The organism is Mucilaginibacter aquatilis, assembly GCF_009755275.1.
Classification (GTDB): Bacteria; Bacteroidota; Bacteroidia; order Sphingobacteriales; family Sphingobacteriaceae; genus Mucilaginibacter; species Mucilaginibacter aquatilis.
The window spans coordinates 262,891-284,263 of sequence record NZ_WQLA01000008.1; the positions used below are offsets into that span (position 1 = coordinate 262,891).

The 21,373-nt window shown below is 42.4% G+C and carries 22 protein-coding genes; 9 read left to right on the plus strand and 13 right to left on the minus strand.

Features of this window, described 5'->3' with window-relative positions:
- Window positions 1-57: 57 nt before the first annotated feature.
- Window positions 58-918 (plus strand): HAD-IIA family hydrolase, encoded by an 861-nt coding sequence (locus GO816_RS18465; protein ID WP_157543434.1) that lies wholly within the window; start codon window positions 58-60, stop codon window positions 916-918.
- Here the strand turns inward: GO816_RS18465 and GO816_RS18470 are convergent, their stop codons facing one another.
- The 7 genes from GO816_RS18470 to yihA form a co-directional block, all read right to left on the minus strand.
- Window positions 919-1,860: a bifunctional metallophosphatase/5'-nucleotidase gene (locus GO816_RS18470; protein WP_157543435.1), complete on the minus strand. Its 942-nt coding sequence runs from the start codon at window positions 1,858-1,860 to the stop codon at window positions 919-921.
- Entirely contained in the window at window positions 1,838-2,581 is a 744-nt protein-coding gene (locus tag GO816_RS18475; RefSeq protein WP_157543436.1) for a 5'-nucleotidase C-terminal domain-containing protein, read from the minus strand. The genes GO816_RS18470 and GO816_RS18475 overlap by 23 nt, the downstream gene beginning before the upstream one ends.
- Window positions 2,568-3,473: an NAD(P)/FAD-dependent oxidoreductase gene (locus GO816_RS18480; RefSeq protein WP_157543437.1), complete on the minus strand. Its 906-nt coding sequence runs from the start codon at window positions 3,471-3,473 to the stop codon at window positions 2,568-2,570. The genes GO816_RS18475 and GO816_RS18480 overlap by 14 nt, the downstream gene beginning before the upstream one ends.
- Window positions 3,474-3,540: 67 nt before the next feature.
- Window positions 3,541-5,142: a Na+/H+ antiporter gene (locus GO816_RS18485; RefSeq protein ID WP_157543438.1), complete on the minus strand. Its 1,602-nt coding sequence runs from the start codon at window positions 5,140-5,142 to the stop codon at window positions 3,541-3,543.
- A gap of 79 nt (window positions 5,143-5,221) precedes the next feature.
- Window positions 5,222-5,833 carry a Crp/Fnr family transcriptional regulator gene (locus GO816_RS18490; protein ID WP_157543439.1) on the minus strand — a complete coding sequence of 204 codons (612 nt, stop codon included), beginning with the start codon at window positions 5,831-5,833 and terminating at the stop codon, window positions 5,222-5,224.
- Window positions 5,818-6,675: a UbiA-like polyprenyltransferase gene (locus GO816_RS18495; protein ID WP_157543440.1), complete on the minus strand. Its 858-nt coding sequence runs from the start codon at window positions 6,673-6,675 to the stop codon at window positions 5,818-5,820. Before GO816_RS18495 ends, GO816_RS18490 begins: the two co-directional genes overlap by 16 nt.
- 69 nt (window positions 6,676-6,744) lie before the next feature.
- Window positions 6,745-7,353, minus strand: coding sequence for a ribosome biogenesis GTP-binding protein YihA/YsxC (yihA, locus tag GO816_RS18500; protein ID WP_157543441.1), 609 nt, complete (start codon window positions 7,351-7,353; stop codon window positions 6,745-6,747).
- Window positions 7,354-7,407: 54 nt separating this feature from the next.
- On the opposite strand from yihA, the gene GO816_RS18505 reads away from it, so the two are divergent.
- Window positions 7,408-7,896, plus strand: coding sequence for a VOC family protein (locus GO816_RS18505; RefSeq protein ID WP_157543442.1), 489 nt, complete (start codon window positions 7,408-7,410; stop codon window positions 7,894-7,896).
- Window positions 7,897-7,898: 2 nt separating this feature from the next.
- Here GO816_RS18505 and GO816_RS18510 read toward each other — a convergent pair whose 3' ends face one another.
- The 6 genes from GO816_RS18510 to GO816_RS18535 all read right to left on the minus strand — a co-directional run bounded on the left by GO816_RS18510 (window position 7,899) and on the right by GO816_RS18535 (window position 13,158).
- On the minus strand, window positions 7,899-8,636 hold the full coding sequence (locus GO816_RS18510; protein ID WP_157543443.1) for a DUF481 domain-containing protein: 738 nt from the start codon (window positions 8,634-8,636) through the stop codon (window positions 7,899-7,901).
- 70 nt (window positions 8,637-8,706) lie between these two features.
- Complete coding sequence (locus tag GO816_RS18515) at window positions 8,707-9,957, minus strand: DUF2130 domain-containing protein (protein ID WP_157543444.1); 1,251 nt, start codon at window positions 9,955-9,957, stop codon at window positions 8,707-8,709.
- 251 nt (window positions 9,958-10,208) lie between these two features.
- Window positions 10,209-10,715: a hypothetical protein gene (locus GO816_RS18520; protein WP_157543445.1), complete on the minus strand. Its 507-nt coding sequence runs from the start codon at window positions 10,713-10,715 to the stop codon at window positions 10,209-10,211.
- Window positions 10,708-11,190, minus strand: a complete 483-nt coding sequence (locus GO816_RS18525) for a hypothetical protein (RefSeq protein WP_198171579.1) — start codon at window positions 11,188-11,190, stop codon at window positions 10,708-10,710. The genes GO816_RS18520 and GO816_RS18525 overlap by 8 nt, the downstream gene beginning before the upstream one ends.
- Window positions 11,191-11,369: 179 nt before the next feature.
- Window positions 11,370-11,921, minus strand: coding sequence for a YhcH/YjgK/YiaL family protein (locus GO816_RS18530; RefSeq protein WP_157543447.1), 552 nt, complete (start codon window positions 11,919-11,921; stop codon window positions 11,370-11,372).
- A gap of 199 nt (window positions 11,922-12,120) precedes the next feature.
- Window positions 12,121-13,158, minus strand: coding sequence for a DUF4097 family beta strand repeat-containing protein (locus GO816_RS18535; RefSeq protein ID WP_157543448.1), 1,038 nt, complete (start codon window positions 13,156-13,158; stop codon window positions 12,121-12,123).
- A 464-nt stretch (window positions 13,159-13,622) separates the two neighbouring features.
- Between GO816_RS18535 and GO816_RS18540 the strand changes: the two genes are divergently transcribed.
- The 7 genes from GO816_RS18540 to fucP all read left to right on the plus strand — a co-directional run bounded on the left by GO816_RS18540 (window position 13,623) and on the right by fucP (window position 21,371).
- A complete protein-coding gene (locus GO816_RS18540) occupies window positions 13,623-14,786 on the plus strand; it encodes an ABC transporter substrate-binding protein (protein ID WP_157543449.1) in 1,164 nt (387 codons plus the stop codon).
- Complete coding sequence (locus tag GO816_RS18545; protein WP_157543450.1) at window positions 14,779-15,933, plus strand: CaiB/BaiF CoA transferase family protein; 1,155 nt, start codon at window positions 14,779-14,781, stop codon at window positions 15,931-15,933. Before GO816_RS18540 ends, GO816_RS18545 begins: the two co-directional genes overlap by 8 nt.
- On the plus strand, window positions 15,930-17,066 hold the full coding sequence (locus tag GO816_RS18550; protein WP_157543451.1) for a CaiB/BaiF CoA transferase family protein: 1,137 nt from the start codon (window positions 15,930-15,932) through the stop codon (window positions 17,064-17,066). Before GO816_RS18545 ends, GO816_RS18550 begins: the two co-directional genes overlap by 4 nt.
- Before the next feature lie 2 nt (window positions 17,067-17,068).
- Entirely contained in the window at window positions 17,069-18,328 is a 1,260-nt protein-coding gene (locus tag GO816_RS18555; RefSeq protein WP_157543452.1) for an extracellular solute-binding protein, read from the plus strand.
- The gene (locus GO816_RS18560; protein WP_157543453.1) at window positions 18,312-19,391 is read left to right on the plus strand and encodes a Gfo/Idh/MocA family protein; all 1,080 of its coding nucleotides are present in this window, start codon (window positions 18,312-18,314) and stop codon (window positions 19,389-19,391) included. Before GO816_RS18555 ends, GO816_RS18560 begins: the two co-directional genes overlap by 17 nt.
- A gap of 203 nt (window positions 19,392-19,594) precedes the next feature.
- Window positions 19,595-20,038 carry a MaoC family dehydratase gene (locus GO816_RS18565; protein WP_157543454.1) on the plus strand — a complete coding sequence of 148 codons (444 nt, stop codon included), beginning with the start codon at window positions 19,595-19,597 and terminating at the stop codon, window positions 20,036-20,038.
- A gap of 22 nt (window positions 20,039-20,060) precedes the next feature.
- Window positions 20,061-21,371: an L-fucose:H+ symporter permease gene (gene fucP, locus GO816_RS18570; RefSeq protein WP_157543455.1), complete on the plus strand. Its 1,311-nt coding sequence runs from the start codon at window positions 20,061-20,063 to the stop codon at window positions 21,369-21,371.
- The last annotated feature ends 2 nt before the right edge of the window (window positions 21,372-21,373 follow it).

Sequence of the window (21,373 nt, forward strand, 5' to 3'; positions counted from 1 at the left end):
GCTCTGAATTTTATAACCATCGCTTTTATAAAGTTGCGGTGAACTCTTACGGAAACCATGATGAAAACTGTTGACTTTAAAATTCTTGCCGACCGTTATAAAGTAATTTTTTTCGACTCGTTTGGCGTTATTAAAAATTACGGCGGATTGGTTCCGGGTATGAAAGATACTTTTGACTACCTGGAAGCTAACGACAAAGAGTATTACATTGTAACCAACGATGCATCACGCAGCCCCCAGCAATTAGCCCAATCATTTGTGAAGCTTGGGCTGGATATGATAACGCCCGACAAAATCATATCATCAGGAATGCTGGCTAAAGACTATCTCGATTTAAAAGTGGATGGCGGCATTGTTGCTTATCTGGGTACAGATGATTCGGCACATTATATTGAAAGTGCCGGACTACATACCATTCCTGTGCGTGATATTACGGAGGAAAACATCAATCATGTAAACGGCCTTGTTTTTATGGACGATGAAGGATTTGACTGGTTTGCAGATTTAAACAAAGCTGTTAACCTGTTGCGTAAACGCAATATACCCGCCATAGTTGCCAATACCGACTTTGCTTACCCGGTAACCATGCATAATGTTGCTATTGCCGTTGGTGCACTCGCTAATATGATTGAGCATATTGTAGGCAAAAAGTTCCTGCACTTTGGCAAGCCCGATTCGCAGATGTTTATGTTTGCCTATGACCTTGTCAGAGCTAAGAACGAAAACATCAGCAAAAAAGATATTTTAATGGTTGGAGACACACTGCATACCGACATACTAGGTGGCAATAAGTTTGGCCTGGATACCGTGCTGGTATTTTCGGGCAACACACTACCAGAGGATGCACAAACAGTAATAAATGCCACCGGAATAGTACCAACTCACGTTTGCCAATCGGCCGTGGTAAAGGTTAAGTAATTAAAGGCCGTTGGTTATTTGATATTGCGAGGCCTGTTTGCTTTTCTTACCGTTGCGTTTCTCAAAATAGTAGTCAATACGCCCAAGATTTATACCAGCCCAGCCAACCTGGTTTATGGTAGTAACTTCTCCGTCAAGGTTTTTCACATCTTCAGGCTCATCTAAAAATGTGTGAGTGTGGCCGCCTATTATCAAATCAATATTACGGGTTTGTGCAGCAAGCACCTTATCAGATACTTTATTTTCACGGTAACTATAGCCAAGATGCGAGAGGCATATCACCAAATCGCATTTTAATTCATTTTTAAGCAGGGCTGCTATTTCATTCCCTTTTTTTACAGGGTCGAGGTATTGCGTCTCCTTGTAATTCCGCGGATCAACCAATCCGGCTAGTTCGATGCCCAATCCAAATACACCAATTTTTAAGCCCTGCTTGTTAAAAATTTTATACGGCTTGGTAGATGCATGCATTACGGTATTACTAAAATCGTAATTACTCATTAGTATAGGGAAATTAGCATTTGGTAGTTGCTTATAAAACCCTTCAATGCCGTTGTCAAAGTCATGATTGCCCATGGTTGCAGCATCGTAACCCATATCGCTCATGAGTTTTAGTTCAAGTTCGCCGCCAAACATGTTAAAGTACGGTGTACCCTGAAATATATCACCAGCATCGAGCAATAGCACGTTACTTTGCTCTTGCCTAATTTTATTAATTAAAGCCGCCCGCCTTGCTGCTCCACCTAAGCCTTGATTCCTCGAACCATCCATCGGAAATGGCTCTATACGGCTATGCACATCATTGGTATGCAAAATGGTTAACCGCTGCAAATCGCCTGCAGCTAACGCATCAACAGCGTAAGCACTCATCGCCGCCGAAGCTGCAAGTACACCTCCAACCTTAACAAATTGCCTGCGGTTAATTTTCTTTAATTCGTCCATCTAACTGAGCATTAATTACTTTACCTGATGCGGTTTGATTTTTTACATAGTTTACAAGTGCATCGCGCACGCGCAATCCAATTGTTTTACGTTCAAGCGGTGTTGCCAATCCTTTAGTGTTATCTCCACCGTTTGCCAGGTAATCTGACGTTAACACGGTATAGGTGTCGGCAACATTAAACGGCTTTCCATTAATTAGTAAGTTAACAGGCTTTTTATCACTTATGGTCATTTGCAGGCCGCTAACCGGCTGACCGTTGCTTGCTGCTATAAAATTGAGCAATTGCTGTACATCAGTTCCTTTAAGCTTAAGCAGCACCAGCTCATTTTCAAATGGCATAAGTTCAAATATGGTACTTAAAGTTATTTTGCCTTTTGGAATCTCGTTACGTAAACCACCTTTGGTAGTGGGTATGGTAAAGTCAAAGCTAAACAGTTTACGGGCTTCGGAAGCTACCGCGTCAGCGTAGAAATTTCCAAGCAGACTTTCTGTTCCACGCTCCTTTTCTAAAGCTACAGCACTTTCTCCTAAAACTGCGTTCATTTGCGCCTCCATCTTCCTTTTGTAAGGCAAATAAGTTTTCACTATGCCCGAGTCAAGGGTAAGCGTACTATCAATATGATACTCTCCTCTTGCCGATCGGACTATTGAATACCTTTTACCGCAGCCAAAAAAAGTGGCTAGGATGGCTAAATATAATAACGGTTTAAAAATCTTCATTAATAAGTTCTTTATTTAAAAAAGCCGCTGCGGCCATACCACCGCGTACAGCACTTGACACCGAACGCAACGGATCACAGCAATCACCTGCAACATAAAGGCCGTTGACGTTGGTTTTGCCATAGCCATTTGTTTTAATATGACCCGTATCAGCCATTTCACAACCTAAAGTCTGGGGTATATCACAATGCTGCTTAAATGCAGTATGTGCATACAAAACGCTTAAATCAGCGGTGATCCCATCACTTAAAACAACGCCTGATATCTGTCCTTGAGCATGAGTTACTTCTGTAACAGGAGTTTCAATTACTGCAATGTTGTTAGCCGCAAGCTTTTGAGCTTGTTCGGTATTCAACAATGAAGGCCCGTTAGTAAATAACGTCACTTTTCCTGCCCAATGGCTTACGGTTTTAACGTATTCAAATCCGTTTTCGGCATTACCAAACACTCCTGTAATCTGGCCTTTTACTTCATAACCATGGCAATACGGACAATGTATAACCGATTTTCCCCAACACTCTTCAAAACCTTTTATATCGGGCATTATGTCGCTGATTCCGGTTGCAAAAAGCAACTTTCGCGCGGTGATTCTATTTTCAAAGATAGTGGTAATCTCAAAATTTTCATCGAATTGAAGCGCCTGCAACACCGTGTCTTTCAAAAATTTTACGTTTGAATAATTTTTGAGTTGCTCCCTGCCCTCGGCAGCAATGATATGCGGCTCTTTGCCATCATGGGTTAAAAAATTGTGAGAATGTGGCGTAAACCTGTTGCAAGGCATTCCGCTTTCAATAACTAATACTTGGCGCTGCGAACGCCCTAGAGTTAGCGCGGCTTGCAAACCCGCATAACTGCCCCCAACTATAATAACATCATATTGTGCTGAATTCATATCAGCAAAGCTATACAAAAGCAACTAAGTTGCATTTGTACGATTATTTATCAATTGTCATTTTCGTTTACAACTCAAATTGCTGCCTTAACTTTTCTTCTTCCAAATCAAGCTGAGAGACATATTTATCAATTACATCTTCTTCAAACTCGGGCTTTTGATTAAGCTCCTGCAGCTTTTGACGCTGTACTTCAATTACATGTTTGTAAGCGGCCTGAAAACGCAGTTTGTTTTGCACAGCTTCATGCTCATCTCTGCTGTGCCTGCCATCAACATAAGCCAACTCATTTGAAAGACGAGTCTTGAGTTCCTTTAAAAGAATATTGCTAATTGCATCTTCTTTATATTCCTTATCTAGCAATGCCAAGGCAACATTCTTCATTTCAGATTTGACCATTGCCTCCTGCTCTTGCTCAGGAATAAGGTAGTCGCGCTCAGGCTCACCAAATTTTTTAATGATCCACGGTAATGTAAGCCCTTGAAACACCAGCGTAAACATGATTACAATAAAGGTTATAAAAACAATTGTTTCGCGATGCGGAAATGGCTGCCCGCTTTTAAGCACTAGTGGTATTGACAACGCCGATGCAAGGGAAACAACACCCCGCATGCCTGCCCATCCTATTACCATGGGACCGCGCCATCCCGGTCGGCTATCTTCAGTTTTAATGAATTTGCTGGCAAACATGGTAAAAACTGATGCGCCCATGGTACTAAGTAACCGCAGTATGATTACGGCAATTGATATCACAATGCCGTAAATGAGGTTACTATTAAGGTTTGTACCCGTGGCTTTTATAACAGCGGTAAACTCCAAACCTATCAACAAAAAAACGAAACCGTTAAATAAAAAGCCAATAGTTTGCCATACGTTTACTGTTTGTAACCGGCTTACATGATTGAGTATAACATGACTTCGATTGGATAAATAAAGACCACCGGTAACTACAGCCAACACCCCTGAGTAGTGAAAATGCTCGGCAACTATATACATAATGTAAGGCTCCACAAAGGTTAGTACTGTATCAATACTGGCTGTAGTGGGCATCCAGCGGTGAAGGGCATAAAAAATCACTCCTATAATTAACCCGGTAGCAATACCCATTACAACCACCTCAACAAATTTATAAGAGGCCTCTCCTATTGAAAAGCTACCCGTTATAACTGCCGCCAGCGCAAAACGGTAAACAATTAAGCTGGATGCATCATTAAGCAAACTTTCACCCTCTAATATGGCCGATGTGCGTTTAGGCACCTTTACTTCTTTTAAAATGGATGTTGCGGAAACGGCATCGGGCGGTGAGATAATTCCACCGAGTAAAAAACCTAATGCCAGGGTGAATCCAGGAATAAGCTGATTAGAAATTACAGCAATTACTGCAGACGTAATAATTACTATGGGAAATGCGAACGAAGCAATAACCCTTCGCCACTTCCAAAAATCTTTCCATGATGTTTGCCATGCTGCATCGTAAAGTAACGGTGGCAAAAAAATTAAAAAAATTAGCTGTGGTGATATATGTATTGATGGAACCGATGGTATAAAGCTTATAGCAAAGCCACCTACAACCAATACAATAGGGTAAGAGATTTTGATTTTTTGCGCCAGCATAACCAGCAGCATGATAATAAGCAACAGGCAAATATAAAACAGGAAGCTCTCGTGCATAAGTTTTCGGCTAAAACAGATTTTCCTAAAAATAAGAAATTCCTAAGAGAATTGTTTTTTGCAACGTTTACTTGTGTGCTCAAACTACCGGCCTATCGGCAAATATACGTTTACGTATACGCGATAAAGATACATGAGTAATACCCAGATAATGTGCTATATAATGTTGAGGTATACGTTGCAACACGCCTTTGCCATTGCTTAATAATTTCAAGTAGCGTTCTTCCGGGCTTTCGGTAACAAAGGCAGCTATACGGTCTTCATAACAGCACAAATAATGTTCGGCCAGTAAGCGGCCAAAGCGCTCCATTTTATAAGCAAGTTTTGGATTCGCCAGCAATTGTTCCCACTGTTGGCGGGTTACAACAATCATCTCTGTATCTTCTAAAGCCTGAATGTAATTAATACCAGGCTCAATCCTTAAAAAGCTTTTGTATGAGCTAACGAATTCCTTTTCAAAGCAAAAGTAACCGGTAACTTCTTCCCCATCCTTCATGTAAAAATAGCGAACAGACCCATTGACAATAAAGCCAAGGCGGTCTTCAACTTTTTCGGGTACGGTAAAGTTCTCTTTCTTTTTTAATGTTAGGTAGCCAATATATTGTGAGCACAGCTGCCACTCATCGTCGGTAAAAGTAACAAAGCGGGCCATTCCAACCCTGAACTTTTCGTTGGCTATTTGTGTATCCACAACCTGTCAATTAAAAAAAACACAGCAAATACCACGCTGGCTATACCATTGGTTGTCATGAAAGCGAAATTTACCCGGCTTAAATCATTTGGTTTCACCAGGCGGTGCTGGTAAACCAGCATGCTGCAGTAAACGGCCAAGCCAATATAATAAGCAAAGCCAAACTCATAAAACACAGCAGGCAGTATCACAAATATGGCCGACAGCACATGCAAAAAGGTTGAAAGATTCAATGCCCTTACAGTGCCTAACGCGCTAGGTATAGAATGCAGGTGATGGTTACGATCAAAGTCTTCATCTTGCAGGGCATAAATTATATCAAAACCACTTACCCAACAAATTACGGCAAGCGAAAAAAATACAGGTAACATGGCAAACTCGCCAGTTACTACCAAATATGCACCAATAGGTGCTAGCGATAAACCTAAACCCAATACCAAATGGCATAACGCCGTAAAACGTTTGGTGGCACTATAACCTAGCACTACTAATAGCGCAACCGGCGAAAGAAAGAAGCAAAGTTCATTTATAAACCATGTTGTAATAATTAACAGCGCACAATTGACAAGCGTGAAAGTGAGCGCATTTGTGGGCGAAATGCGGCCGGCCGGTATATCACGAATTTTGGTACGAGGGTTAAGCGCATCAATATCCCTATCCAAATAGCGGTTGAAAGCCATGGCCGAATTGCGGGCAAATACCATGCATAACAGCATCAGCAATAGCTTAACCCAGTTGAACGTATGTTCTGTAGTTGTAACCGCCAAAAAGAAGCCTATAAAGGCAAAAGGCATGGCAAATATGGTATGCGAAAAGGTAACTAAAGAAAAGTATTTTTTCATTTCAATTTGTTCAATCTATCCTCATTAGTATGAGGATGCTCAGACTTTAAGGGTTAGATAGTTTCGCTGTTACCAGTTTACTTCGAAACCCTTATTCACTTCATCAATAAAGCCCAGCACTTCATCTTTACCCAACTTACTTTCTGATGAGGTTACAAAAAATTGTGGCACTTCCTCAAACGTCGCAAGTAAGGCTTTACGGAACTTGGCAATATTCTGATCGGTTTTAATGCTTGATTGCTTATCGGCCTTGGTAAATACCAACACAAATGATAGCCCTTTCTCGCCAAGCCAGTTACAAAATTCTACATCAATTTTTTGCGGTTCGTGCCTGCTGTCAATAAGCACCAGTACGCATTGTAAACTCTCGCGCTTATCTAAATAGGTACGTATAAACTTATCCCAATCTTCCTTTTTACTTTTAGAGATGCGGGCATAACCATAGCCTGGTAAATCAACCAGGTACCACTGCTCATTTATGTAAAAATGATTTATTAGCTGGGTTTTACCTGGCGTTTGCGATGTTTTTGCCAAGCCCTTTTTGCCCGTAAGCATATTGATAAGTGACGATTTACCTACATTGGACCGGCCAATGAAAGCATACTCCGGCTTTTCGGGAGGTGGCAATTTTGAAATTTGTGTATTGCTACAAATAAATTCGGCAGATTTGACAATCATGATACAAAGGTAACAGTTACAAATTTTAAATTTGATGTTTAAACATATATTTATATGAGTTATTCTATTCCATCACAAACGCGCGTTGGTCACGTTCATTTAAAGGTTAGTGATTTACAACGTTCACTTGATTTTTACTGTGGTTTGTTAGGGTTTGAATTGGTGATGAAATACGGAGCGCAGGCTGCTTTTATATCAGCAGGTGGATACCATCATCATATTGGTTTAAATACCTGGCACAGCCTAGGTTCAGAACCTGCGCCTGACCGTTACCCGGGTTTATATCACACTGCCATTGTATACCCCCAGCGTAAAGACCTTGCAGCTATTTTGAAACGTTTGCTTGATGCCAGTTATCAGCAAATAACCGGGGCGTCAGACCATGGAGTATCTGAGGCTATTTACTTAAACGACCCTGATTTGAACGGCGTTGAACTATACTGGGATCGCCCGCGTGAATTTTGGCCAACTGATGAAACCGGAAGCCTTACTATGTACACCCGGCGTTTAGATACCGATAATCTTTTGGCTGAGCTGCAATAACTTTAAAAGTATTTCTCAAGCTTAAGTCCGTAAGTAAGTAAAGTATTTTCGGCCTTTGTACGTGTGATTTTATTGTAGGCAAATGAGCTGTTTAAAGCAAGCCAGTTAGTTACTTTAAAACCCAAGCCAAATGTTGTGCGAATGATATGATCATTTGACCGCAGTAAAGATGGCTGCCAAAAGTTACCGCTATCAATTGTAATTAAATCTTTAATTACAAAGTGAAACTGTAATCTTAATGAGTTTCGGTAAGTGTTATAAACTTCGCGTGTGGTATCGCTGGTATTTATGTCACTTAAATCATATAGTATACCATCGCTTACGTTGAGGTAAGCATTGGGCCTGTCTAAAATACTGTAGGCAATACCCGCCCCTGCCAGTAGTTGATTATTGATTTTAAGTGAAAAGCTGGTGTTATAGTTGGCTAACCCCCAGTAGTAAGCATGCGGAATTGCTTTATACAGGTTAAAGTCAATGGCTGCCGAATAATCGTTATTGGTGACCGATCCATTTGATTTTCCGTAAACCCAGGAGTTAGTTGCATTAAGTGAAACGCTTTTCTTTTTTACTTCAAAGCGCAAGGCGTTATTAAGCAAATAGGTATTGCCTTCGGGAGCACGATTGGCCGTGCCTGAACCGTTGAATATTAAATGGTAATTAGTGGTATCGTTGAATTGGGCTTTGGCAGTAATTGTTGCAAGCACCAACATCAGTAAGCACAATATTAAGCTTCTTTGCATGCAAAAAGCGGTTGGTAATCATTTAACCGACAACCCAACCGCCCGATTGTTTTTGAAAAAGGCCTCTATGCTAGCCCAGCATTAACAAGTCGTCATCATCGGTTAAGCTTAATTGTATATTATCATTACCGGCAATACCTTCAATTGAGCCTTGTATTTGAACCGCGCTTAACAGTACTTTCTCTAATTGTTTTTCACGCACTTTCCATAACTTTTCCATGGCCTCGCGTTCTTTTTGTATTGACATACGCATGCTGCCAAAACCTTCACGCAGTGCCTTCCATTGCTCATTAAACTCGCTGCTGGTAAGGTAATCATAAAGCAAGTGCATCTTATCACCCTTACCCTCCTGCGCCTTCACAATGGCTGAGGTTTTCATTATACCCTGCCTCAACACATAAGAAACAGCCTTTATCTCACTAAATGAACATATCCAAACGCCATCCTTTTCACCAAAGCACTCCATATCTTTTGGATAGCATTGGGTTACTATAACGGCAATATCAGCACCCATATGGCGCATATCTTTTTTCAGCTTTTCTATCCAATCGCCGCCAAATTCTTTGGTGCGCTTGCTTTCGTAAATGATTTTACCACATTCCTGCCCAAATTGGTTGCGAACAGTTTGTATACAGTCGGCTCCGCGTATGCCCTTACCAACTTCGTTAACCATATCAAACGGAAAGTAGCTACGTAGCTGCTCTTCCAGCATCAGCTCCTGCACCTCACCCTGCAACTGCATGGAACCTTGCTCGGCTTTACGCTTCATCTCGTCGGCCAGTTTTTTCTGATCATCGAGCTGCTTTTCAAGTTCACGTACCTTAAACTGGTACTCATTATCGCGCAATGAAAATTTCTCGGCTTCCTGTTTGCGTATTTGTTCGGCTAAAGCCTCGCGCTGCTCTTGTAATTTGCGTTCTGTTATCAGTTCCAGCTCTTCTTCGCGTTGTTTAAGCGTTTGCTCTTTTTGTAAAAATTCAAGCTCTTTTTGACGCGATGTACGCAGCTTTTCTTCCTGCTCCTTAAGCGAATTTTCGAGCATGCGCATCTGATTTTCTACATCGGCGTGTATTGATTTGCGTAGTGACTGCTCCATATCTTGCTGTAAAGCCCGCTTCTCCTCGGTAAGGCGCTGCTCAAACTGCATTTGCTGCTGACGTTGCTTTACAGCAAACTCCTCTTCCTTTTTCCTGAATTCGTCCTCTTTTTGCTGGGTATACTGCTGCATCTTATTTCTAAGCTGCTTTTTATACTCCTCAGTCATTACCTCCTCAATAGGAAAACCGTGACTGCAATTAGGACATTTTACTTCTGTAGCCATATAATCGTCGTTACAACTGTGCAAATATGCATTAACGAAGGTAACGGTAATTTTGCTAACTTTTTAAGCATTTTATATATCAGTGTTAATGTTAAATTGATCAAAGGGCTTTTTGACTACGATCTATTTAAATGGAGGAATGAGGCTGGAGATAGCTCAACAACTGAGTAGAACATAGGTGTAAACGAACGCTATATGCTCATTGCAATAAGATTCCGATCAAAAAAATCTGTATTGATTATTTTAACAATTTAACGATTGCTCTTAAGCTGCCTTATCTCAAGCTTAAGCTCTTGTATATTTTCTTTAGCTTGGCGGTTTTCCAAATAATAATAGATAGCAAAGCCAAGAAAAACTTTGCCTAATATAAATACAGCAGCAAACACCCAGCGCCACACTTTATGTATACGCATGTGGGTTGATGAGCCTTCTACTTCAATAAACCCTGAATCGGGCTTGTGATTATGCTGAGATGAACGCTGGCTTTCATCGCCTGGATGCTGGGGTAAATGTTTGGATGTAACTGTCAATCCATTAATTTCGCTTTCAATACGATCCCACAATTGCGGAGGCGGCGGCGAAGCCATCCGCATTGCAAGCTTCTCCATATCAATTTCCAATTCATTAAGTGCCTGCTCTACTTCCGGAAATTGCTTTTTCATTTGCAATACCTCACGCTCTTCATTTGCTGATGTAGCACCGGTAACAAATGCTTCAAGGATGCCACTTTCTATATAGTCATGTATCCTCTTATCCATTTTTCATCATTATAAAAGCTTCCCTTAAAATTTTCTTCACTTCAGCATCAGTTAAATTAAGCTCATGAGCCAAAATTGCAGTTGATTTTTGATAATAATATACGCCGCAAAACACAATTTGTTGCTCAATAGTTAAACCACTCACAACTCCGTCAAACTTTAACCTTTCAGAGAAAAGCTCTTTTCCACTTAAATTTCTGTTGTAAGCTGTCTTCAATCTAGCCTGCGCAAGCATTCTTAATTGTTTCCACGAATCGCTTCCTGTGCTGTTAAGCTCGTTAAGTTTGTAAGGAACTTCTTTAAAAATGTCTGCCAGGTACTGCTCGGCTACTTCATGATCTTTCACTATCTCAACTATGTAACCTAATAGCCAACTTCCGTAACGGTAAAACAGGGCCCGGGTTGCTAAAATATCTGAATTTGTCAGATGTTGAGCTTTCTCAATATTTAAATTCACACTTAACGAGGGGGTCAATTAGTTTTTAAAATTACAATAAAAACTCTATTTAAGCAGCTTCATACACCAAAATATCATGCATTTGCTTCAACCTCTTTAAGGCTCAAAAATGAATATGATAGTTGCCCACTATATTCAGCTAAAATTACTCTTACCATCATCAGGAATTTTCCGCTTTGAAAGCTCCTTAGCAATGCCTACTCAATATACTTTAGCTTCAAAACAATCTTTTTGCTTCCCCAATAGCCATCGGCTTTAACCATAGGCCGGTGTACATCAGACGGAAAAAAAATAAAGAATTCAGCCGGCGTTGCTAAATGCAGTTCACCCTCACCTTTATAAAACATAACGTCTTTCAGTTCGTCATAAGGGTCGGTAACGTTAAGCTGCGATGCCTGGGTAACTCCCATTTGCTCGGCACCATCAATTACATACTGAATGTCAATTGCTTTTTTATGGGATTCCCATTTTGCATCAGCCAAATCTTTATTTGTGCTTTCACTTACAGCTATGTATAAATCACTGCCTTCCAAGCTATGCTTACCCTCGTTTAGCGATTTTAAATCTGTATTTTTCAAATATTCAAACGCCGTGTCCCACTGCTGTTTATTGGCAGCATACTGGCGCGCAAATTCAAGTATATCAGTTGCTGCATGAGGTTTTATTTCTAAACCATTAAGGTAACTTTCTGATTTGAACCAGTTTTCGGCCGCTTCTTTAGAGGCGGTTATATGTTGCATGTTTTCCATGGAGGCAATTGGATGTATTTAATTAATAAGCAAGCAAGATAACATCAATTTTCGGGTTAGTAAGTTTTGTTGAAAACATTTGCTTTAACTTTTTTAAGTATAAGAATCGCTTTGTTGGCACTGCCATTGAAAATCCAACAAAAAAGGCCGTTCCCAAAAAAGAACGGCCTGCAGAATGATTGATAAGGTTGTATGTTTATTAATTGAAGCTCAAATTAACAGAACCGCTTGATGCATGAGCAGTAACCGGAATACCGCCACCGTTAAGCTTTCCTTCTACACGATCTTTCTCTTTAGTACCCGAAAAATTGCTTAATGATGCGTTTACACGGCTGCCTTTTAAATCAAGATCAAGGCCTTTAGGCGTTGGCATTGTGATACTGATACCACCTGCACTTGTTGACAATCTTACATACTTACCTACGCTTTTAAAATCAGCGTGAATGCTGCCGCCGCTGGTTGAGCCTTCAACACTGCAAGCCAGTTGAGTTAAATTTACGCTACCGCCTGATGTTGACGTAATTAATTCTCCCGATATACCGTCGGCATGAATGCTGCCTCCGCTGGTAGTTGCATTAATATCGCCGCTAAGGTTATTTAACTTTAATGATCCGCCGCTCGTAGTAAGGCTAATTTTACCCTCGCAATTGCTGGCCACAATACTGCCACCACTGGTGGTAAGGTCAATTTCTTGTTTAGCATTATCAATATGAATGCTGCCGCCCGATGTGCGGCCTTTGATTTTACCGCTTACATTGTTAACTTTTAAACTACCACCACTGGTAGCAAAGTTTTGCACGCCGGTAAGGTTGCCAATGTTAATGCTGCCACCACTTGTACGTAAATTGGTTGCAACTGCTTTAGGCACATATATTTTGAAAGATATGCTTACAGCTTTGCGCCAATTTAAGTTGAATGCTTTACTTTTAGCTGTAACATGCAACTCGTGATTGGCATCTGTAATTTCAAGTTTGTAATTATCTTCCAGGCGCTGCTTTATCTCTTCTTTTGTTATATCATCGTTACTGTTATTTGGCGATACATAAACTTCAATACGGGCCTCTGATGCAGCAACACCAGTTACAGAAATGCTACCGCCCGATGTTTCGGCAAAAACATCCTTAATACCCGCCGAAGACAGATTTTTAGTTAAATAGGGTTCGGTAGTCCATTTGTTTTGAGCCATAGCTGCAGAGCAGCCTAAAACCATAAATGCAATAAGGGTAAACTTTTTCATAAGCCGTTTAAATTTTGAGTATTCAATCATTTATTCCAAACAAGAATACTTTATAAAGCTACAAAACAATACCAAAAACGCAAGTGTCAAATTATCAGATATTTAATATATAAGTTTGAATAACTAATGTGCGGCTATGCAACACGTATTGTGCGATTTCGATACAATTTGAATCAATGCAATCTAATGTCCACAAAGACTATTCAGACCTTTAGAAAAATATAGTTATTATCATCCCTTGGCGACAATGCATAAGGACATTTTTGCTGCTTTATAAATAAGTCATGCTAAAATATTACAACTCCTTGCATATATAGTATAAGCAATTTTATGCTCAGGCCAATACATTTGCTAACGTACCAATAATCTAAGTAGGGTTTAGTGTGAATGTTATTGAAACCGATGCTACCATACGCCGGCGGGTTTTCAGCTAACATGTTACTAAACCGTCTATACATAAATTTATGTCTGATCAAGTTATACTTAAAGGAATTACCTGGAACCACAGCCGAGGCTTTGTACCCATGACTGCCACCGCACAGCGTTTTAGCGAATTGAACCCCGGTGTTGAAATTACCTGGGAAAAACGCTCGTTACAGCAATTTGCCGACCTTTCAATCGAACAATTGGCGGCCCGTTACGACCTGCTGGTTATCGACCACCCCTGGGCCGGCTTTGCAGCCAATACACGCACCATCTTACCGTTCGATGAGTTTTTATCGCCTGAGTTCTTGAAAGACCAGGAGTTCAACAGTGTAGGCCAATCATATGAAAGCTATAACTTTCATGGCCAGCAGTGGGCTTTGCCTATTGATGCCGCCACTCCGGTAGCATCAAGCCGCCAGGATATTCTGCAGGAACATGATATAGATGTACCTTCGACCTACGATGAATTAATTGATCTGGCTAAACGCGGACTGGTTGCCTGCCCGCTGATCCCTATTGATTCGTTAATGACATTTTACACCTTCTGCTGTTCATTGGGCGAAGATCCGTTCCAGACAGAAGATACCGTGGTTAGTCGTGAATTAGGCATACAAGCCTTGCAAATGTACCGCCAGTTGGCTCAACTGGTTGACCCCAAATGCTTTAACTACAACCCTATTAAAGTATACGAGCGCATGACGCTTACCGATGATATAGCTTACTGTCCGTTCGCTTACGGATATTCCAACTACTCTCGTGTGGGTTATGCCCGCCGATTGCTGCATTTTCATGATATGGTTACGCTCGATGGCAAAACCAACCTGCGTTCTACCTTGGGTGGTACCGGTTTAGCGGTTTCATCGAACTGCAAAAACGTAGATGTTGCCATGAAATATGCCGAATTTGTAGCATCTCCCGATTGCCAGGCCGGTTTATTTACCGACAATGGCGGTCAGCCCGGTCACTTACAGGCCTGGACCAGCGAACATACCAACGCCATCAGCACCGATTACTTCAGCAACACCCTGCCAGCCCTGCAACGTGCATTTTTACGTCCGCGTTATAACGGGTCCATGTATTTTCAGGATCATGGCGGCGACATTGTGCGCAATTACCTAATGAACGGCGGCAGCGAAACCGAAGTTTTAGATGCTTTAGATAACCTTTACCGCGAATCTAAAAAAGAGGTTCAGCATGGTTAAACCGTTAGAAGGATTGATTGTACTGGAGTTTAGCCAATTTATGGCCGGACCAACAGCAGGCCTTCGCCTGGCCGATTTAGGCGCCCGCGTAATAAAAATCGAACGCCCTGTAAAAGGTGAGGCCGGCCGGCAAATTGCCATCCGCAACATATTTGTTAATGGCGATAGTTTGGTGTTCCATACCATAAACCGTAACAAAGAATCATACGCGGCCGATTTAAAAAACCTAGAGGATTTAGAGCGGGTTAAAAAACTTATTGCTCAGGCCGATGTAATGACGCACAACTTCCGCCCCGGTGTAATGGAAAAAATAGGACTGGATTATGAAACCGTGCAAGCCATCAACCCTAAAATAATTTACGGCGTGGTAACCGGTTACGGAGCCAAAGGCCCATGGGCATCTCGCCCCGGTCAGGATTTGTTAATTCAGTCGTTATCTGGCTTAACTTATCTGTCCGACACACAAGATGCAGGCCCTGTTCCTTTTGGATTGGCCGTGGCCGATATTATGTGCGGAGCACACTTTGTACAGGGTATTTTAGCAGCCTTAATTAAACGAGCTAAAACGCAAAAAAGCGTTTTGGTTGAGGTGAGTTTGTTGGAATCGGTGCTTGACCTGCAATTCGAATTCTTAACCACACATTTAAATGATGGCGAAACCTTACCGCAGCGTAGCAAGGTTAAAGGTACCGGTCACCCCTATTTAAGCGCCCCTTATGGCATTTACCGTACGCAGGATGCTTATTTGGCATTAGCCATGGGCGATTTACATCACATAGGCAAGGCTTTAGGTATCGATTTAAGTGCTTTCGCTACCAAATCGTCGTGGTTTGACCAGCGTGATGAAATTATGGAATTAATAGCCGCACAGCTTCAAACCAAAACCACTGCCGAGTGGCTTGCTATTTTAGAGCCACTTGATATTTGGTGCAGCCAAATTTTGAGCTACGCCGAAAGCTTGCAGCATGAAGCATTTACGGCCCTGGGTATACAACAACAGGTTATTTTGCCCGATGGCAGCCAGTTGAACACCACCCGCTGCCCAATCCGTATTGATCATACACGGCTTTACTCATCGGTTGCGGCACCGCGCCCCGGAGTGAGCACCGAATTAATTAACCAGCAATTTAATTTAACCGAAGCATGAAGCCATTAGAAGATTATTTAGTGGTTGATTTCAGCCAGTTTTTATCGGGGCCTTCGGCAGGTTTACGACTGGCCGATTTGGGTGCCCGTGTTATAAAAATAGAACGCCCCGAAACAGGCGATATCTGCCGCCACCTGTACACATCAAACGTGATCATGAATGGCGAATCGTCGGTTTTTCATGCCATAAACCGCAATAAGGAAAGCTTTACCGCCGACCTGAAGAATGAAGCCGACCGCCAAAACGTTTGGGAACTGGTAAAAAAGGCCGATGTGGTAATGCACAACTATCGCCCCGGCGTAATGGAGCGTTTAGGCTTTGACTACGAAAGCGTAAAAGTGGTTAATCCCAACGTTGTTTACGGCGAAATTTCGGGCTATGGCAACGTTGGTCCATGGAAAGATAAACCGGGGCAAGATCTCTTGCTACAATCATTAACCGGCCTTACCTGGCTTACTGGCAATGCCGGTGGACCAGTACCAATGGGCTTGTCTATTATTGATATGCTGGCCGGAACGCACCTTGCTCAAGGTATACTGGCTTGCCTTGTACGCCGAACCATTAAAAACGAAGGTGCACTAATACAGGTAAGCATGCTCGAGTCTGCTTATGATTTGCAGTTTGAAGCCGTTACCACGTATTACTATGATGGTAAACTGCCCGAACGCTCTGAAAAGAACAATGCCCATGCCTATTTAGGCGCACCTTATGGTGTTTATAAAACCGGCAATGGTTACATGGCTTTGGCTATGGGGTCAATTCCGCAATTAGGGCAGTTGCTACAGTGCGATGCGCTGTTAGCTTATACGGACGTTGGTCAGGCGTTTCATCAGCGCGACGAAATTAAGGCCATACTGGCTGCACACCTGCAAACCGGCACTACCGAGAGCTGGTTAGAAGTACTTTTAGCTGCCGATATTTGGTGTGCCGAAGTACTAAGCTGGGATGTACTGATGCAACAGGAAGGCTTTAAAGCGCTGAATATGATACAGGAAGTGAGCATGAACGATGGTTACAGCTATTGTACTACTCGCTGCCCTATCCGCATTGATGGCGAAATATTTACCTCAGAAAAAGGTTCGCCGGCTTTGGGCGAAAATACCGAAGCCATTTTACAGGAGTTTAAAGCGTAAGTATGAGTCAGCAAGACACCATCAGGATAGCAGTACGTAAATTTGGCCCTTTTGAAAGCGCCCTGCAAAAAATATGGGATAGCTTTTGCACCGAAACCGGCTGCACGCTAAAAGCCGAAATGGTGCCGATGGACCTGGAGCTGCTTTACGATAGCATCATTGAACAAAAAGGCCTGCAAAACGGTGACTGGGATATTGCCCATGTTGTTACGGATTGGCTTTACGAAGCCTGGACCACCGGTGCATTGCTCAATTTACAACCTTTAATTGCCCAAAATCCACCAGAAGATTTCCCTTCAGGATGGAGCCAGTCGCTTTTGGCGGCACAGCAGTTTGGTGAAAGCATAGCGGGGTTGCCGTTTCATGATGGCCCGGAGTGCTTTATTTACCGCAAAGACTTGTTTGAAGACAGTCGTGAGCAACAGTCATACTTTGACCAGCATGGCACTCCCCTGCGCGTACCGCAAACGTGGGATGAGTTTCAAACCGTGGCGCGTTTCTTTAATCGCCCCGAACAAAACCTTTACGGAACCGTGTTTGCCGGTTACCCGGATGGGCATAATACCGTATTTGATTTTGTACTACAGCTTTGGACGCGCGGCGGCCAGCTAACCGATGCCAACGGCGAAGTTAATGTTGATACCCCGCAAGCTGTTGTAGCGCTGGAATTTTTTAAACAATTGTTCCTTGATAAATCGGCTGTACACCCCCAATCGGTTAATTACGAATCGGTGCAAATGGGTATGGCCTTTGCCCGTGGCGAGGCTGCCATGATGGTGAACTGGTTCGGCTTTGCATCCATGTGCGAAGTGATTGCCGAATCGGCCGTTAAGGGCAAGGTTGATGTGGCTAAATTGCCTGCTGCGCCAGGCACTGAATCTGCTTCGCTGAACGTTTACTGGTTGTACACCATTGGCGCAGGTAGCAGGCACAAGCAAACGGCTTATGATTTTTTACGTTTTGCCGTAAATCAGCGTAACGATAAACTATTAACCTTAGAAGGTGGAATAGGTTGCCGCATTTCTACCTGGAACCATGGCGGAGTAAATGCCATTATCCCTTACTATCATAAACTGGAAGAACTGCATACCGTAGCCCGTATGCTTCCGCAAAAAAGCAACTGGGCGCAAATAACTCACATTATTGATGAGGCTGTTTTGGCAGCCATAAATACCGATACTGCTGTGTCGCAAATACTAAAAATCGCGCAGCAGAAGATCACACAACTTACTACGGACGAAAAACATGCAAATACCTTATAAACCCATACTACCACATAACCCGTTACCCATCATTATTATTGGTGCAGGCGGCATTGTGGCCGATGCACATTTGCCAGCCTATAAAAAAGCAGGATTTGAGGTGGTAGGGATAACTAACCGTACCCGCGCCCGTGCCGAAAAACTGGCCGCCGAGTGGAACATCCCCAACGTATATGACACCGTTGCCGATGCCGTGGCAAATGCACCGGCTAAAGCAGTTTACGACATCACCATAATGCCCGAAAAGTTTGTGGAAACTTTGGAGCAACTGCCCGATGGCAGCGGCGTGCTCATCCAAAAACCCATGGGCGATTACTTTTGGCAAACCAAAGAGATATTAGAAGTTTGCCGCCGTAAAAAGCTAAACGCTGCCATTAATTGCCAGTTGCGCTTTGCACCTTACGTAAGCGCAGCCCGTTACATGATCGACCAAGGTTTAATTGGTGAGCTTTACGATATGGAGGTACGTGTTACCCTCGAAACACCGTGGGAATTGTTCCCGTTTGTAATGGTTCATCCGCGTTTAGAGATACAATACCACAGCATCCACTACATTGATTTGATGCGTTCATTTTTGGGCGATCCACAGAGTGTGTATGCCAAAACTCTTAAACATCCTGCTAAAAAGCTATCATCATCGCGGTCGACCATTTTGTTTGATTATGGCGATACCATGCACGCTGTGATAAACACTAATCACGACCACTCTTTTGGTCCGCATAACCAGGAAAGCTTTATCAAGTGGGAAGGTACCAAAGGCGCCATTAAAGCACGTATGGGCTTGCTGATGGATTACCCACACGGCGTGCCCGACAAATTTGAGTACTGCATTGTAGAAGAAGGCAAACAACCCGAGTGGAAAGAAATTGAACTGGAAGGTTCATGGTTCCCGGATGCCTTCATCGGCACTATGTCGAGCCTGATGCGCTACCAAAACGGCGAAACCCATGTGCTGCCAACGCATGTAGAAGATGTGATAAAAACCATGGCCGTGGTAGAAAGCGCTTACCAAAGCAGCGATACCGGCGGTGTTGTGGTAAGTGAGCAATTGAAAGATATCTGAATCAGAATTTACTGAATTAGAGAATTGACAGAATAAAATCTAACATTTAAAACCCTGTCATTTCGACCTGAAGAGAAATCTTTTCAAAGCGTCTAGCTTATCAATCCGAAAAGATTTTTCTTTATCGTTCGAAATGACATATTGGGAAATAAAAGAGAAAAATAAATCCGAAACCGAAAATCCGAAATCCGAAATACGAAACCATGTACTTTAAATCAACCTTTTTTGAAGATTATACTGTAGGCGATAAACGCGTAACCCTTGGCCGTACCATTACCGAAACCGATTTTGTGGTACATGCCGGTCATACGGGCGACTTTTTCCCTCATCATTTGGACGCCGAGTGGTGTGCCACCCAACCGTTTAAACAGCGTATAGCCCACGGCACTATGATATTTGCTATTGGCATTGGCTTAACCGCTTCCGAAATAAATCCTGAAGCTTTTTCAAAAGGTTATGATAAATTGCGCTTTGTAAAACCGGTATTTATTGGAGACACCATCCATTCAGAGGTAACTATTTCTGAAAAAACGGATGCTAAAAAGCCTGAATACGGTACCGTTACGGAACATGTGGAAGTCATCAATCAGCACGGAGAAGTTGTGCTGGCTTGTGACCACCTGCTGCTGACGAAGCGTAAAAATTAACCCGATAACCAAATTTAAACTAATGGCATTAATTACCGATCAGGATTCAGGCCTGGTAACCGAAACTAACTCCTCAGGTAAAAGCTACACTTTACCATTTATTCTGATTGTTAGCCTTTTCTTTTTGTGGGGCATGGCCCACAATCTGGATTCTATACTTATTCCACATTTAAGAAAAGCATGTCAATTAAAAAACTGGCAATCAACACTTATTGACACTTCGGTTTTTGCCGCCTATTTTCTGATGGCTATTCCGGCAGGTATGTTGCTGAAAAAGTTTGGTTACAAAAACAGCATCATTATTGGCTTAACCCTTTTTGCAGGTGGAGCATTCCTTTTTGTTCCGGCAGCAAATACGCTTAGTTATCCTATATTTTTAGGTGCGTTATTTATTATAGGTTGTGGTTTAGCAACGTTGGAAACTGCTGCGAACCCTTACGCCACCGTTTTGGGCGACCCGGCAGGTGCTACTACTCGTATCAACCTTGCTGCATCATTCAATGGTCTTGCCACTATTGTAGGCCCATATTTAGGCACCATATTTATTTTATCGGGTAAAGAGTACACAGAAGCACAACTGGCAGCCATGAGCGCCGTTGAAAGAGCAAACTACTTTGCCGGTGAAGCAGCATCAGTTAAAGTGCCTTACATCATTTTAGGCTGTGTGTTAATTGCAGTGGCTCTACTATTTAAAGTGAGCAACTTGCCCGAAATAAAAAACAAAGCCAAGGAGGAAACATCGGGTGGCAGCTTTTTAGGCGCCTTACGTCACCGCCACTTACTGTGGGCAGTTATTGCTCAGTTTTTCTATGTGGGTGCGCAGGTTTGTGTAACCAGTTTTTTCATACGCATGGCACATCAAGGCGCACATTTTGACGAGAAAACTGCAGGCACTTATTTAAGCTGGCTATATGGTGGCCTTTTTGTTGCCGGGCGTTTTATTGGCACCTTTTTACTAAAATTTATAAAGCCAAATGTATTACTATCTGTATTTGCCGTATTAGCTACATTGCTTTGCGTGGTAGCCATTTTAGGCGAAGGAGGTTATGTAATTTACGCCTTAGGCGGTGTAGGCTTCTTCATGTCTATCATGTTCCCTACAATATTCGCCTTAGGGGTGGAAGGATTAGGTGACGACACCAAACCAGGCTCTTCATGGTTGATCATGTCGATAGTTGGCGGTGCAATACTGCCTGTAATTATGGGACTTATTATTGACAGTAACGGCGATAATGTTCAATCGGGCTACATTGTACCACTGCTATGCTTCCTGGTTATCTTGTACTTTGGCCTAAACGGTTACAAAATCAGAAAACAAATCGTTACAGTTTAGTT

Coding starts and splice junctions, on each gene's coding strand:
- GO816_RS18465 (WP_157543434.1), top strand. CDS start 58: ATGATGAAAACTGTTGACTTTAAAATTCTTGCCGACCGTTATAAAGTA.
- GO816_RS18470 (WP_157543435.1), bottom strand. CDS start 1,860: ATGGACGAATTAAAGAAAATTAACCGCAGGCAATTTGTTAAGGTTGGA.
- GO816_RS18475 (WP_157543436.1), bottom strand. CDS start 2,581: ATGAAGATTTTTAAACCGTTATTATATTTAGCCATCCTAGCCACTTTT.
- GO816_RS18480 (WP_157543437.1), bottom strand. CDS start 3,473: ATGAATTCAGCACAATATGATGTTATTATAGTTGGGGGCAGTTATGCG.
- GO816_RS18485 (WP_157543438.1), bottom strand. CDS start 5,142: ATGCACGAGAGCTTCCTGTTTTATATTTGCCTGTTGCTTATTATCATG.
- GO816_RS18495 (WP_157543440.1), bottom strand. CDS start 6,675: ATGAAAAAATACTTTTCTTTAGTTACCTTTTCGCATACCATATTTGCC.
- yihA (WP_157543441.1), bottom strand. CDS start 7,353: ATGATTGTCAAATCTGCCGAATTTATTTGTAGCAATACACAAATTTCA.
- GO816_RS18505 (WP_157543442.1), top strand. CDS start 7,408: ATGAGTTATTCTATTCCATCACAAACGCGCGTTGGTCACGTTCATTTA.
- GO816_RS18510 (WP_157543443.1), bottom strand. CDS start 8,636: ATGCAAAGAAGCTTAATATTGTGCTTACTGATGTTGGTGCTTGCAACA.
- GO816_RS18515 (WP_157543444.1), bottom strand. CDS start 9,957: ATGGCTACAGAAGTAAAATGTCCTAATTGCAGTCACGGTTTTCCTATT.
- GO816_RS18520 (WP_157543445.1), bottom strand. CDS start 10,715: ATGGATAAGAGGATACATGACTATATAGAAAGTGGCATCCTTGAAGCA.
- GO816_RS18530 (WP_157543447.1), bottom strand. CDS start 11,921: ATGGAAAACATGCAACATATAACCGCCTCTAAAGAAGCGGCCGAAAAC.
- GO816_RS18535 (WP_157543448.1), bottom strand. CDS start 13,158: ATGAAAAAGTTTACCCTTATTGCATTTATGGTTTTAGGCTGCTCTGCA.
- GO816_RS18540 (WP_157543449.1), top strand. CDS start 13,623: ATGTCTGATCAAGTTATACTTAAAGGAATTACCTGGAACCACAGCCGA.
- GO816_RS18545 (WP_157543450.1), top strand. CDS start 14,779: ATGGTTAAACCGTTAGAAGGATTGATTGTACTGGAGTTTAGCCAATTT.
- GO816_RS18550 (WP_157543451.1), top strand. CDS start 15,930: ATGAAGCCATTAGAAGATTATTTAGTGGTTGATTTCAGCCAGTTTTTA.
- GO816_RS18555 (WP_157543452.1), top strand. CDS start 17,069: ATGAGTCAGCAAGACACCATCAGGATAGCAGTACGTAAATTTGGCCCT.
- GO816_RS18560 (WP_157543453.1), top strand. CDS start 18,312: ATGCAAATACCTTATAAACCCATACTACCACATAACCCGTTACCCATC.
- GO816_RS18565 (WP_157543454.1), top strand. CDS start 19,595: ATGTACTTTAAATCAACCTTTTTTGAAGATTATACTGTAGGCGATAAA.
- fucP (WP_157543455.1), top strand. CDS start 20,061: ATGGCATTAATTACCGATCAGGATTCAGGCCTGGTAACCGAAACTAAC.